Source organism: Mesorhizobium sp. ISC11 (genome assembly GCF_037162595.1).
GTDB lineage: Bacteria > Pseudomonadota > Alphaproteobacteria > Rhizobiales > Rhizobiaceae > Mesorhizobium > Mesorhizobium ciceri.
Map to the genome: position 1 here is coordinate 1975198 of NZ_JAVSPW010000001.1, position 13609 is coordinate 1988806.

14 protein-coding genes are annotated in these 13609 nt (G+C 61.4%); 5 read left to right on the top strand and 9 right to left on the bottom strand.

The features are described 5' to 3' along the window. Positions 1 to 116: 116 nt before the first annotated feature. The 5 genes from RPF88_RS09865 to RPF88_RS09885 all read right to left on the bottom strand — a co-directional run bounded on the left by RPF88_RS09865 (position 117) and on the right by RPF88_RS09885 (position 6728). Positions 117 to 1292 (bottom strand): hypothetical protein, encoded by a 1176-nt coding sequence (locus RPF88_RS09865; protein WP_337122278.1) that lies wholly within the window; start codon positions 1290 to 1292, stop codon positions 117 to 119. 260 nt (positions 1293 to 1552) lie between these two features. Then, on the bottom strand, positions 1553 to 3358 hold the full coding sequence (locus RPF88_RS09870) for an ABC transporter ATP-binding protein (RefSeq protein ID WP_127369534.1): 1806 nt from the start codon (positions 3356 to 3358) through the stop codon (positions 1553 to 1555). Positions 3359 to 3737: 379 nt separating this feature from the next. Next, a complete protein-coding gene (locus RPF88_RS09875) occupies positions 3738 to 4148 on the bottom strand; it encodes a GNAT family N-acetyltransferase (protein ID WP_027161485.1) in 411 nt (136 codons plus the stop codon). 36 nt (positions 4149 to 4184) lie between these two features. Next, entirely contained in the window at positions 4185 to 5861 is a 1677-nt protein-coding gene (locus RPF88_RS09880; RefSeq protein ID WP_013531895.1) for an NAD+ synthase, read from the bottom strand. Between the two features lie 150 nt (positions 5862 to 6011). After that, positions 6012 to 6728 carry a DNA-3-methyladenine glycosylase I gene (locus RPF88_RS09885; protein ID WP_063172052.1) on the bottom strand — a complete coding sequence of 239 codons (717 nt, stop codon included), beginning with the start codon at positions 6726 to 6728 and terminating at the stop codon, positions 6012 to 6014. A gap of 92 nt (positions 6729 to 6820) precedes the next feature. On the opposite strand from RPF88_RS09885, the gene RPF88_RS09890 reads away from it, so the two are divergent. Beyond that, positions 6821 to 7384 carry a DUF1003 domain-containing protein gene (locus tag RPF88_RS09890; protein WP_024503559.1) on the top strand — a complete coding sequence of 188 codons (564 nt, stop codon included), beginning with the start codon at positions 6821 to 6823 and terminating at the stop codon, positions 7382 to 7384. Beyond that, entirely contained in the window at positions 7381 to 7968 is a 588-nt protein-coding gene (locus tag RPF88_RS09895; RefSeq protein ID WP_275953130.1) for a DedA family protein, read from the top strand. The genes RPF88_RS09890 and RPF88_RS09895 overlap by 4 nt, the downstream gene beginning before the upstream one ends. A 3-nt stretch (positions 7969 to 7971) precedes the next feature. Here RPF88_RS09895 and RPF88_RS09900 read toward each other — a convergent pair whose 3' ends face one another. From RPF88_RS09900 to RPF88_RS09910, 3 genes are all read right to left on the bottom strand, one after another. After that, positions 7972 to 8559 (bottom strand): hemerythrin domain-containing protein, encoded by a 588-nt coding sequence (locus tag RPF88_RS09900; protein WP_024503561.1) that lies wholly within the window; start codon positions 8557 to 8559, stop codon positions 7972 to 7974. A 40-nt stretch (positions 8560 to 8599) separates the two neighbouring features. Continuing rightward, complete coding sequence (locus tag RPF88_RS09905) at positions 8600 to 8959, bottom strand: diacylglycerol kinase (protein ID WP_013531900.1); 360 nt, start codon at positions 8957 to 8959, stop codon at positions 8600 to 8602. Between the two features lie 81 nt (positions 8960 to 9040). After that, positions 9041 to 9457, bottom strand: coding sequence for a GFA family protein (locus RPF88_RS09910; RefSeq protein ID WP_127367076.1), 417 nt, complete (start codon positions 9455 to 9457; stop codon positions 9041 to 9043). 410 nt (positions 9458 to 9867) lie between these two features. Here RPF88_RS09910 and RPF88_RS09915 point away from each other — a divergent pair, with 410 nt between their 5' ends. The 3 genes from RPF88_RS09915 (at position 9868) to RPF88_RS09925 (ending at position 12126) form a co-directional block, all read left to right on the top strand. Further along, complete coding sequence (locus RPF88_RS09915) at positions 9868 to 10935, top strand: GGDEF domain-containing protein (protein ID WP_027161481.1); 1068 nt, start codon at positions 9868 to 9870, stop codon at positions 10933 to 10935. An 89-nt stretch (positions 10936 to 11024) separates the two neighbouring features. Beyond that, positions 11025 to 11399: an MbcA/ParS/Xre antitoxin family protein gene (locus RPF88_RS09920; RefSeq protein WP_013531903.1), complete on the top strand. Its 375-nt coding sequence runs from the start codon at positions 11025 to 11027 to the stop codon at positions 11397 to 11399. Continuing rightward, a complete protein-coding gene (locus RPF88_RS09925) occupies positions 11359 to 12126 on the top strand; it encodes an RES family NAD+ phosphorylase (protein ID WP_013531904.1) in 768 nt (255 codons plus the stop codon). Before RPF88_RS09920 ends, RPF88_RS09925 begins: the two co-directional genes overlap by 41 nt. Before the next feature lie 69 nt (positions 12127 to 12195). On the opposite strand, the gene RPF88_RS09930 is transcribed toward RPF88_RS09925, so the two are convergent. Further along, a complete protein-coding gene (locus RPF88_RS09930; protein WP_013531905.1) occupies positions 12196 to 13569 on the bottom strand; it encodes a class II 3-deoxy-7-phosphoheptulonate synthase in 1374 nt (457 codons plus the stop codon). Positions 13570 to 13609 lie beyond the last annotated feature (40 nt).

A 13609-nucleotide genomic window follows, 5' to 3' on the forward strand; every position in this document is an offset into this window, starting at 1 on the left:
ATGGCGGCTGGAATGAAAAGACCGGGCGTTGGACGCCTCAGGAGGCACCCAGTCCGCAGGCGGCCTTTGTAACCGAGCGCTGCCAGCCGCTGGGGCCGACCACCGGTTGAAGGCGATCAGCGGCCGAAATCATCGGAACTGAGGCGGGTCCAGCGGTCGCCCACCAATCCACCGATAAAGATGTCGCCGGAGCGGACCGCTTCCGTGACCTCGGCGATCCGCGAGCGGACCATCGTTCCCCCGGCATAGCGGAAGAAGACATTCTTGTAGCCAAAGAGTTGAGATATGAATCTGGTCTGCGTCTGCCCGGTGATGCCCACGCAGTCCATCTCCCATGCGGCGGCGACAAGCGCATCCAGCGTCGCGCCCCAATGCGATCCGAATGCCTGGATTTGCAACAGGTTCGCCATGTCGCCGGCTTGACCATAGAAGGCATAACAACCGAGCATTTTGCCCGTTTCGTCGTAGATCCCACCGAAATGAAGGGGGCCGTCGGCCCGCTTCTCGGCCGCCAGCGCAAGCAGCCGTGGCAACTCCCCATCCTTCCAACTCGGCCGAAGAGCGTAACCAGACAGGAGGGTCGGCAGTTCCTCGGCAAATTGCACGGCATTGATCGGCTCACGGTGGGTGCGATGCGACGATGAATGCTGGACGGGGGGCTCGAACCTTCTTTTCGCAAGAGCATCGAATGCTCGCGCAAAGGGGTCGAGTACAAGGTGAGGCAGGCCGGGCCATTTACGGTGCAGTGCGGCGGCGGCCATTCCCGCCGGCCGGAAAACATATGTCCATCCCAGACAATGCACCGGCAGGAGTTGATACTTCATCGGGCGCGCGAAAGCCAAGGATGTCCGGTTGGCCGAATCGGTCAGCTGCAGATCGAATTCGCCTTGATGCAATGCCCGCAGCAATTGCGGTCCGGCCGAGCCGTCATCGGTGCCGGGGTCGGCCATGAGCGGCCCGATGATCGCCGCATTCAATGGCGCTCCATTGAGCTCGTAGCGGGCTTTCAAAACGCCGAGGAACCCACCCAGGCGACCCTGCCGGTTGATCTGGACAAGAGCGTTGCTTTCACCGGACTGGCCGGCAGGGTCGAGATAAATCTCTCTCATATACGCGGCCGTTTCGGCGATAGCGCGATCGAGGAGGTGACGGCGCCGCCGGCGAAACTTCGTCAGGAAGAGTGCGGCGACGCGCTCGAGATCTTCGGCAGCAAGCGGCCGAACCGAGCCATGCTGAGATTCCAGCACTGACGGCGCAGCCAACTTTTCCTCGGCATTCGCAGAAAGATGCATCGTGAAGAACGTCCGTGGGTTGCCTCCATCGGATATATATCAACCAATGGTAGAAACAACGTATCTCGGTCAATATGATGAACAGAGGTCCCAAGACTTACTATCCGGACAGGACTTCACAGGCAAATCAAGTCGGCCAGCATCACGGCGCTGATCGACGGGTCGACTGCCTCCCTGCGATCGCATCTCCTGCTCCAGCCCGCTGGGCTGACCGTGCCTGACAGAGGCGGCCTCCGGCCGAAGCTGGAGGCCGCCTCAGGTCAGCTGACAAGTCCCTTGGTCAGTTCGAGCGCCTGGCGTTCGAACAGACGACGGTAGATGCCGCCTTTCAGCCGGATCAGTTCGTCATGCGAGCCTTCCTCGACGATGTTGCCGCGATCGAAGACCAGTAGCCTGTCGAGCGCCCGCACTGTCGAAAGCCGGTGCGCGATGACCAGCGTGGTGCGGCCGACCATCAGCCGCTCCATCGCCTGCTGGATCAGCACCTCCGATTCCGAATCGAGGCTCGATGTCGCCTCGTCGAGGATCAGGATGCGCGCATCGGCAAGGAAGGCGCGCGCGATCGCCACGCGCTGACGCTCGCCACCCGACAGTTTCACACCGCGTTCGCCGACCAGTGTACCGTAGCCCTTTGGCAGGTTGGTGATGAAGTCATGCGCACTCGCCAGCTTCGCGGCATGCTCGATCTCCTCCTGCGACGCACTCGGCCTGGCATAGGCGATGTTTTCGGCCAGGGACCGGTGGAACAGGATCGGCTCCTGCTGAACGATGGCGATCTGCCCGCGCAGCGAGGCTTGCGCCACCTGCGAGATGTCCTGACCGTCGACCAGGATTTTCCCCGCGTTCACGTCATAGAGCCGCTGGATAAGCTTGACGAAGGTCGTCTTGCCCGACCCCGAATGGCCGACCAGCCCGACGCGCTCACCCGGCGCGATATCGACCGAAAAGTCGCGGTAAAGCGCGGATCGGTGATGGCCATAGTGAAAGGTGACGTTGTCGAAGCTGATCCGTCCTTCGGTGATCCGGATCGGCTTGGCACCTGGCCGGTCCTCGATGCCGAGCGGTTCGGACTGGAAATCGACCAGCTCTTCCATATCGTTGATGGAGCGCTGCAGGTTGCGGATATGCGTGCCGATATCCCTGAGATAGCCCTGCAGCACGAAGAGCGAGGTCAGCACGAACGCAACGTCGCCGGCGCTCGCCTGCCCCCAGGACCACAGCATCAGCGCCAGGCCGATCACCGCAGCGCGCATGACCAGCAGCAGCACTCCTTGCGTGGTGCCGTTGATGGTGCCGCGCACCCAGGTGCGCCGTGTACGCGCACGCCATTTGGCGACGACCTTGGCCAGGCGGCGTTCTTCGCGCTCCTCGGCGCCAAAGCCCTTGACCACGGCGTTGCAGCTGACCGCGTCGGCCAGCGAGCCGCCGAGGCGGGTATCCCAGGTGTTGGCGAGCCTTGCCGCCGGCGCGACATAGCCAAGTGACAGCAGCGCCGTCACCGTGATGAACAGCACCGAACCGGCAGCAACGACCGCACCCATCAACGGCCAGAACCAGCCGAGCAGCAACGTCGACCCGACCAGCATGACGATCGACGGCAGCAGTGCGATGAGGATGGTGTCGTTGAGCAGGTCGAGCGCCCACATGCCGCGCGTCACCTTGCGCACGGTCGAGCCGGCAAAGCTGTTGGCATGCCAGTCGGTGGAAAAGCGCTGAACGCGATGGAAAGCATCGGCGGCGATGTCGGCCATCATCTTCAAGGTCAGCTCGACGATGCCCATGAACGCCAGGTTGCGCAACACGACGCCGGCCAGCGCCAGCGCCATCAACATCGAGAACGCCGTCAGCGCGGCATTCCAGGCAATCGCGTCGGCGCCGGCGCTGCTGGCGACGGCGTCGACCAGCCGGCCGGAATAGAGCGGCGTCAGCACATCGGCCAGCGTCGACAGCAGGAAGCTGGCCATGATGAGCGAGAGCCGCCACGGCTGGCGCCGCCAATGGGTAAGCGTGAAGCCGAGAACGCTGCGAAAGGCGCTCGCGCGCAAATCGATCTTAAAACGAGCCATGATGTCATTCGGGCACAAACGAGCCCGATCCCAGTAGGTCGAAAATTGAAGAAGCCGCGCAAGGGGCCAATGAGTGCCCGGAAAGCGGAGTGGCATATTTGGCGTCTCGCCCATAATCGGGCGGCGACCGGCATCGGCAAAGCCTGTGCTCGATTCGGCATCGGCACGAAGGGCAAACCTTCGCGGAGCGCCGGATGAGACCTAGGCTTCGCGGCCTCGCATTACCATGTGAAATACTGCCATTCGGACCTCCCGCAAGACAATTGCGGAGCGGTTCTTATAGAGACGCTCCGATGCACCGCCAAGACGGGCTGACGCCAAAAGCGTATCTGGTCCAACCACTGCGATTATTTTGCAACAATGGCGGGCAAGCCGCGCCTCATTCAGGAACGCGATCCAAGCGCATGTAGCGGCCATCGGTCGATGGCTTGAACCCGAGCTTTTCATACATGCCATGGGCATCGCTGGTCGACAGGCTCCAATGGAAAACGGTCCTGACCTCCGGATGATCGATCAGGGCCTGGACGAGCCGGCTTCCTATGCCCTGCCCGCGATTCTCCGGCCAGATGATGAGATCGGCGAGATAGGCGAATACGGTGCGGTCGGTGATCGCCCGGCCGAAGCCGACTTGCCTGCCATCGACATAGGCGCCGACGCAAAGCGAATTGGCAAAGGCGCGGCGATGGACTTCGTCAGTGCGTCCGGCGCCCCAATAGCTTGCCATCAACAGGTCCGATGTCGCACGGAAATCGATCCGTGACATGTCGAAGCTGATCTCACAATCGGGCATGGTTGTCTCCGGCCGCGCCGCGTGCGCTTTCGGTACCTAGCTGCGATCCCTGAAACGATTGGTGATGGGGTAGCGGCGGTCGCGGCCAAAATTCTTTTTCGTGATCTTCACGCCTGGCGCCGCCTGCCGTCGCTTGTATTCTGCGATGTAGAGCAGGTGCTCGATGCGCGTCACCGTCGCCCGGTCATGGCCGCGCGCGACGATGTCGTCGACACCCATCTCATTCTCGACCAGGCATTCGAGGATATCGTCCAGCACCGGATAGGGCGGCAGCGAATCCTGATCGGTCTGGTTCTCGCGCAATTCCGCCGACGGTGCCTTGTCGATGATGTTTTTCGGGATCACCTCGCCCGAGGGGCCCAGCGCACCCGGCGGCACGTGGCTGTTGCGCCAGCGCGACAGCGCGTAGACCTGCATCTTGTAGAGGTCCTTGATCGGATTGAAGCCGCCATTCATGTCGCCATAGAGCGTGGCATAACCGACCGACATCTCGCTCTTGTTGCCGGTGGTGACGACCATCGAGCCGAACTTGTTGGAGATCGCCATCAGGATGGTGCCGCGTGCGCGGCTCTGCAAATTCTCCTCGGTGATACCTTCCTTGGTGCCTTCGAACATCTGCGTCAGCGCGTGCAGGAAGCCCTCCACGGGTTCGAAGATCGGCACGATGTCATAGCGGCAGCCGAGAGCGCGGGCGCAATCCTCGGCATCTTTGAGCGAATCCTTCGAGGTATACCGGTAGGGCATCATCACCGCGCGCAGCCGTTCCTCGCCGAGCGCATCGACGGCCAGCGCCGCGCAGATCGCCGAATCGATGCCGCCGGACAGACCAAGCACGACGTTCTTGAAGCCGTTCTTGTTGACGTAGTCGCGCAGGCCCAGCATGCAGGCGCGATAGTCGGCCTCCTCCCGGTCCGGGATTTTCGACATCGGCCCTTCCGAGCAGACCCAGTGATCGCCTTGTCTCTTCCAGGTGGTGACGTCGACCGCTTCCTCGAACTGGCTCATCTGGAAGGCAAGTGTCTTGTCGGCGCCAATGGCAAACGAAGCGCCGTCGAAGATCAGCTCGTCCTGGCCGCCAAGCTGGTTGGCATAGATCATCGGCAGCCCACATTCGATGACCTGGCGGATGACGACCTGGTGGCGGACATCGATCTTGGCGCGATAATAGGGCGAGCCGTTCGGCACCAGCAGGATTTCCGCCCCGCTTTCGGCCAGCGTCTCGCAGATATCGACATCGCCCCAGATGTCCTCGCAGATCGGAATTCCGATGCGCACGCCGCGGAAATTGACCGGCCCCTGGATCTCGGGTCCGGCCTGGAAGACGCGCTTCTCGTCGAACTCGCCGTAGTTCGGCAGATCGAGCTTGTAGCGTTCGGCGATGATCTTGCCGCCGTCGGCGAAGATGATCGAATTGTGCGTGCCGCTCTTGCGCTTCAACGGCGTGCCGATGATGACGCCGGGACCGCCATCCGCGGTGTCGGCGGCAAAGTCCTGTGCCGCCTTTTCGCAGGCTTTCAAAAAGGCCGGCTTCAGCACCAGATCCTCCGGCGGGTAGCCGGCGAGGAAAAGCTCGGTATAGAGCACGAGATCGGCGCCCTGACGTGCGGCATCCGCCCTCGCCTCGCGGGCTTTGGCGAGATTGCCTGATATGTCGCCGACAGTCGGATTGAGCTGGGCGACGGCGATGCGCAGGATGTCGAGCTTCTTGGTCATGCCTGCTGACTTAGCGCGGCAAAATTGCTCGGGCAATGGCGTTCGTTTGGACCAATTCGGAGCAAATGACGAATGTCATTCGTGTCCGGACCGATCGATTCGATCGTGTTGACCGATCGACGAATGCCGATCGTGGCAAGCGACCACGTTTCAGTCGTCGCCCATATATTCGCGCAGCGCTTGCGGCGAATGGTTCTCGCCGATCGACATCGCCAGGATGCGTGAAATATGGCGGCGCGGCAGATGCGTCTCCGCTGCCCATTGATTGATTTGCCTCTGGATCTTGTCCAAATCCTTCTTCGAAGTCGGGCTTTCGGCGATGTCGAGGCCGGCGTCGCGCAACGCCGCGGCCATATCGCCCGAGATGACGAACGCATCCCAACCCAGCCAGCGCAGGAAATACTGGCCCGTGTTGCCGCCCAGCCGGCTGCCATGCTTGCCGAGCCAGGCCATCAGCCCGACCTGGTCATCATCGGGCCATTCCGCAAGGAATTTGCCGAAACCGCCATATTCCTTCGACACACGCTCGACAAAGGCAGCATTGTCGCGAACGGATTTGATCTTCTGCGGGTTGCGTATGATGCGCTGGTCGGCCGTCAGATCGTGCCAGAAATCATCGGGCTGGAACAACAGCCGCTTCGGCTCGAAGCGCAGAAACGCCTCCTCGAAGCCAGGCCATTTCTGCTCGATGACGCGCCAGACGAAACCGGCGGCGAAGACGCGCTCAGCCATAATGGAGAGAATGCGGTCATCGGGGATGTCAGCCACGGCGGCATTGTCAGGCGCCGGACCAAGCAGCGACGTCAGTTCCTCTTCGCCGCCCTTACGTTTTGCGGCGCGAGCGCGAATTTTCTTGAAATCGGCCATTGGTCCCTCGGCAACTGGAATCAATCTAACACTTCCCGTGTGAGCCGGCAGCCTCTACCTCTTACGGCAAGCCTAAGACCCTGGAGATGGCCATGAACAAGACGATCGACGATCTGGCGAACCGCTGGCTCAAGCGGCGGCCGGACGGCCTCAGCCAGCTCGAAAGCCGGGTGCTGCAATCGACGCTCGAACGCACCACCATCTCGCGCGACACCAACAAGGCCGTTGCCTTCCACCAGACCTTCGGCGACCGGCTTGCCGATACGATCGCCCGCATCGGCGGGTCATGGTCCTTCATCCTGACCTTCATCGCCTTTCTGGTCCTATGGACGGCGGGCAATGTCTGGCTCCTGTCGCGTGACGCCTTCGATCCCTACCCGTTCATCTTCCTCAATCTCGTTTTGTCGATGGTAGCCGCCTTGCAGGCGCCGGTGATCATGATGGCGCAGAACCGCCAGACCGAACGCGACCGCATCGACGCCGCCCACGATTACGAGGTCAACCTGAAAGCCGAGATCGAGATCATGGCGCTGCATGAAAAGCTGGATGAACTGCGCCACGGCCAGATTCTCGGCATGCGCGACGAGATCGTGCAACTGACCGAGATGATCAAGCGGATCGACGAAAGGCTGTCTTCGCAGCAGTCGGCTTCATGACCGACGCGATCCACCATTTCATCGAACAATACGGGCTGCTCGCGGTCTTTGTCGGTTGCGTCGCGGAGGGCGAAAGTGCTGCCATTCTCGGCGGCTTCTTCGCCCACCAGCAGGTCTTCGTGCTGTGGCACGCCGTCCTTGCGGCCGGCCTCGGCGCCTTTGTCGGCGACACTTTCTTCTTCATCCTCGGACGAAGCTTTGCCGACCATCCCTATGTCGTCAGATTGCGCAAGCGGCCCGGCTTTCGCCGCGCCTTTCGCCTGCTCAACACCCATCCCGACATTTTCGTGCTGTCGAACCGCTATATCTACGGCATGCGTCTCGTCGGCGGCATTGCAGCCGGACTCTCCAATATCACAGCGCCGCGCTTCGTCATCCTCAACGCGCTTTCATCGGCGGTCTGGGCGGTGCTGTTCGGTACGATCGGTTATGTCTTTGGACTTGGCGCAGAGCACTTCATCGGCCAGGCGCTGATGCATCACGAACGGTTGCTGATCGGGCTTGGCATCGGCCTGACCGTGGCCGTTGTGGCATGGCTCGTCGCCCGTCACATCGCCAGGAGGGAACGCGCCAGGGAAGGCTGATCGTCAATCCACGCCGAGCGCCTGATCCCCCCGATCGAGGATAAGCGGGACGATCAGGTCTTCCTCGTCGGCAAGATGTCTTGTCAGCATGGCGATCAGCCGGCTGTTTTCGTCGGCATAGGCGTCGGCTGCAAAGCGCTGTCTGTCTTCGCTCTCCTGCAGCGTCTTGATGAAGGCATTGGCCGCCTCGGCATTGCGCTCCAGCCCTTCATGGATGGTGTGGTGGTCGGCATCGAGAATCTCGAAGCCGCGCTTCAAACGGGGCTCGGCCTTGGCGAAGACCGGGAAATATTGATAATCCTCGACATTGTGGTGACCGTCGAGATGCCCAAGAAAATGATTGAGGCGCGGCGCGAACCAGCGCGCGAAATCAGGCGCCGTCAGCCGTCCCTCACGGAAGTCGTCAATGCCGTTGGCCAGCATGCCGCCGAGTTCGCGGAACATGTCGTGCCGCTGCAGCCACATATTGGCGATGCCGTGGACGTTGGCATGGTCCTGCCAGTTTTCACGCGGGTATTTTTCGACGAGCCAGCGCAGATCGTCTGGCAGGCCCACGCGTTCGAGAAGCAGAAAATTGGCGGCCCCGGCCATGACAGTCTCCTTTGGTGACTGGCATATAGGCATCGAAAGGCTAGATCGGTAGCCCAGTGATCCGCTCGATGATGGCGATGCCCCAGACACCGGCGACGATGAGCACCGAAATCAGCACCGCCAGCGAACCGCAATCCTTGGCCAACTGGATGTCGACATTGAACTCGCGGCTGAAAGCGTCGCATGCCGCCTCGATGCCGGTGTTCAGCACCTCGACCATGATCAAGAGCAGCACCGCGCCGACCAGCAAGGCATAACCGCGCCACGAGATCGAAACGAACCAGCCGAGCGGCAGTGCCAGCGCCAGCAGCATCAGCTCCTGCTGGAAAGCCTTCTCGCTGGCGGCCAGCTTGCGAAACGCCCGCACCGAATTGAAATAAGCGTCGATCAGCCGCTGCATGCCAAACCCCTTTGCGAATCACCGGCACGGGATAATGCAATGGCTGGCCAGATCAATGGAATAAGGTGACTTGTCCAAGATTCATTCAGCAACCGGTATGGACGGTGTCGACTTTTCAAACTGCGGCAGCCCGTCGTCGATCGAATAATAGTCGCCCTTGTCACCAACGAAGATATGGCATTCCCCCTCAAGACCTGTCGGCTTGTCGAACGATCCCGCCATGACTGAAACGTAGTCCTGGTCTCGCGGCTTCCAGAACAGCACCGACCCGCATGCCTTGCAGAACCCACGCCTGGCGAAGGTAGAGGCTTCGTACCAGGTGATACTTTCCACGCCTTCGATCACGATGTCGACATTGGCAACATTGGTCGCGGCATAGAAATGTCCGCTCTGCTTGCGGCATTGCGAGCAATGACAATAGACGACGCCACGCAACGCTCCGTTCGTTCTGAAGCGGACGGCTCCACACAGACACGACCCCTGGTGACCACCACTCACGTCGATCCTCCTTGAAAGAAAAGTGCCTGGCATCGCCTTCAGGATTCCAGCTTTGCGGCGCACGCACGCAAGCAAATGCGACATGTACTGGCGTGGAGAATCCGAAATTCGGTTTCATTTTGAAACGTGCGATGCGCGAATCGCGAATTCAGGCCGCTGCACCGGCGTTGTTTCCAACTGTTGGACGCGCGAACCAGAGCTTTTACAGCCCGCAGACAGAGAAACCCGCGGAACCTTCGCCAGTTAAGAGAACTTTAGCGACAGCGCATTTATGGTCACCCTGCAAGTGAAGGCCGTGGGTGGGGACGCATCCCTTCGCAAGTTGTTCCGAAGCGTCGGTCGCATTCCCCAGGGTTCGGCGACAAAAGGGGATCCGCGAATTCCGCGGATCATCCGGGGGAAGAACCAGAATGCAGCCGGCAGCTGTCCCGACCGAACGCACCGACATCGCAGCCACTGTTGTCGCGACAATGCGCCAGTTGGGCGTGCTCGGCCTGCCGCGCAATTACGAGATCTTCTATGAGGCCCTGAGCGGCACCAATCGCGAACTCAGCCTGGCCGTCGTTTCGCTGAGCAGCCGGCCGACACAGGATGAACTGGATCAGATCGGGCGCACTTTCTTTGCCCACAACCATGGCCCTGGCATCGTCGAGCATGCCCGAGACGTCATTGCCAGGGAGCTCGAGGAGGTTGCTTCACTGCTGCGGAGCGAGCGCAGCCATATCGAGAAATACGGCAGGATCCTCGATGAGACATCGAGCGGCCTCAACGGCCGCAGCCTCCTCTCCCAGGATCTTTTGCACAAGATCGCCAACGCCATGGCGGTCGCCACCAATTCGACGATCGATCACGGCCGGCAGGTGGCCTCGACGCTCAGCGACAAGACGGCCGAACTCGAGACCGTCAAATCGAAGCTCGAGGAATACAAACGGTTGGCCGACACCGATCCCTTGACCCACATCTGGAATCGCCGCGCCTTCGACAAGGAAATCACCAGGATCTACAACAGCAACAGGGGTATCCTGTTCAACGCCCTGGTCCTTGCCGACATCGACCGCTTCAAGGACATCAACGACCGCTTCGGCCACCCGGTCGGCGACAAGATCATCCAGAGCATCGCCGATATCTTCCAGACCAGCATTCGCGGCGACATGTTCGTTGCTCGCACCGGCGGCGAGGAGTTCGCGCTGATCGTCGAGGGCGCCAGCGAGGACGCCACCTATGACGTTGCAGAGCGTATTCGTGCCCTGATCGAGCAGACGCCGTTCACCAGCAGCCAGACGGGCACGAATTACGGCACCGTCACCGTCTCGATGGGTATCTGCATGGCGTCCGAAGCCGAAGGACCCGAAGATCTCTACACCAAGGCCGACCGGGCGCTCTATCGCTCGAAGGTCAGCGGCCGCAACCGCGTCACCAGGCACTCGACGATGGCTGGCCGAGCCGGCAAGAGCTGGCTGCTCTACAAGAAGGACTGAGTCTCCCGTTTGCAGATTGTTTTGCGTCCGTCCCTTTCCATATGAATTTTTGTGGCCTATATTTTCCACAGAAACAGGAAGGCGTCGCAATGCAATCTCAAACCGCTGCCAAGACAGCCGAGAATGCAGTCCTGACCAAGGCAACGGTGCGCGCGGCCGATCTGCTGGACATCACCGCCAGAATGCTGGCCTCGGTGATCGGAGTTTCGGAGGCCACGGTTTCGCGCATGCGCAGGAACGAATTCGTGCTCGAGCGCGGCACCAAGCCATTCGAGCTTGCCGTGTTGTTCGTCAGGCTGTTCCGCTCGCTCGACGCCATTGTCGGCGGCGACGCGGTCGTCGCCCGGGCATGGCTGAAGAACGCCAACACGGCGTTCGACGCTGCTCCGCTTGAAAAGATCCTCACCATCACCGGGCTCGTCGATGTCATTGCCTATCTGGACTCCCGACGCGCTCTCGTCTGAGACCGTCGGCATCGACAGCAAGTACTGGCGCATGGTCGAAGCGCAGCACCATGTCTCGACGCTGAAAATCGTCGACACGCTCGACGAACAGGCGATGCTGGAAGACCTGATCGAGGAAACTAAGCCGCAGATCCCAATTGAATGCCGCCATCTCCACTATCTCCTGGCGACGCCCTTCCGCTACGGCTCGGTCTATCCGCACGGTTCGCGCTTCCGCCGTGCCGGCAGGACCAAGGGCGTCTACTATGCGGCCGAGACCATGATGACCGCGGTGGCCGAAATGGCCTTCTACCGGCTGCTGTTCTTTGCCGAGTCGCCCAAAACACCCTGGCCAAGCGACGCCGCCGAATACACGGCCTTTGCGGCCGCGATCAAATGCGCCAAGGTGATCGATCTCACCCGGCCGCCGCTCGATCGTGACGCAACGGCATGGACGCATCCGACCGACTATGCCGCTTGCCAGGCCATTGCCGATACTGCCCGCGAGGCCGGGCTGGAGGCGATCCGCTACCGCTCGGCGCGCGATCCCAAGGGCGCCAACATTGCGCTGCTGACCTGCCGCGGCTTTGCCAAGGCAAAGCCGCTGGAGCCGCGGACCTGGCGCATCCGGCTTGGGGCGTTCGGCGTGCAGGCGATCTGCGAGTTTCCGGAAAAGCGCATCGAGTTTTCAAGGACGGCGTTTGCTGACCCCAGACTCGCCGGCCTGCGCTGGGAACGCGGGCACTGAACCAACCAAAAGAAAAGCGCCGGATTTCTCCAGCGCTTTTTCCGTCAGCCGTTCAGGCCGAAATCGAGCTTAACCGTTCGCAACCTGCTTGTGCTGCACCGGGTGGCTCTTTTTGAGCAGGTCTGACACCAGGAACGCCAGTTCGATCGCCTGGTCGGCGTTGAGGCGCGGGTCGCAATGGGTGTGGTAGCGGTCCTGCAACTCCTCGGCGGTGATGGCGCGCGCGCCACCGGTGCATTCGGTGACGTTCTTGCCGGTCATCTCGACATGAATGCCGCCCGGATGTGTGCCTTCGGCGCGGTGCACTTCGAAGAAGGTCTGAACCTCCTTCAGGATGCGGTCGAACGGCCGCGTCTTGTAGCCGGCGGCCTCGATCGTGTTGCCGTGCATCGGGTCCGACGACCACACCACGGAGCGGCCTTCCTTCTGCACCGCCCGAACCAGCTTCGGCAGATGGTCGGCGACCTTGTCGGAGCCGAAACGTGCAATCAGCGTCAGCCGGCCGGGTTCATTTTCGGGGTTGAGCAAGTCGATCAGCTCCAGCAAGCCGTCCGGCGTCAGCGACGGACCGCATTTCAGCCCCAGCGGGTTCTTGATCCCGCGGCAATATTCGACATGCGCATGGTCGGGCTGGCGGGTGCGGTCGCCGATCCAGATCATATGGCCCGAGGTAGCGTACCAGTCGCCGGAGGTCGAATCGACACGCGTCAGCGCCTCCTCGTAGCCGAGCAGCAGCGCCTCATGGCTGGTATAGAAATCGGTCTCGCGCAGCGCATAGTTGGTTTCCGAAGTGATGCCGACGGCCTTCATGAAGTCCATCGTCTCGGTGATGCGGTTGGCGAGCGACTCGTATTTCTCGCCCTGCGGGCTGTCGGACACGAAGCCGAGCATCCAGCGATGCACGTTCTCCAGGCTGGCATAGCCGCCCTGTGCGAAAGCGCGCAGGAGGTTCAGCGTCGCCGCCGACTGGCGGTACGCCATTTCCTGGCGAGCGGGATCCGGAATGCGCGACTTCGGGTCGAATTCGATGCCGTTGATGATGTCGCCGCGATAGCTGGGCAGCGTCACCTCGCCCTTGGTCTCGTTGTCGGACGAGCGCGGCTTGGCGAACTGGCCGGCAACGCGGCCGACCTTCACCACCGGCTGCGCGCCGGCGAAGGTCAGCACCACCGACATCTGCAGGAAGACGCGGAAAAAGTCGCGGATGTTGTCTGCGCCATGCTCGGCGAAGCTCTCGGCGCAATCGCCACCCTGAAGGAGGAATGCGTCACCGGCAGCGACCGAAGCGAGCTGCTTCTTGAGCTTGCGCGCCTCACCGGCAAAAACCAGCGGCGGAAAGGTTGCGAGCTGGGCTTCCGTGTTCTTCAGCGCGGCGAGGTCCGGATAAGCAGGAACCTGCTTGATCGGCTTTGCTCTCCACGAATTCGGCGACCATTTCGTCATCGCTGCACCCAACGCTCTTTCCAGCGGCCTATACTCCGCC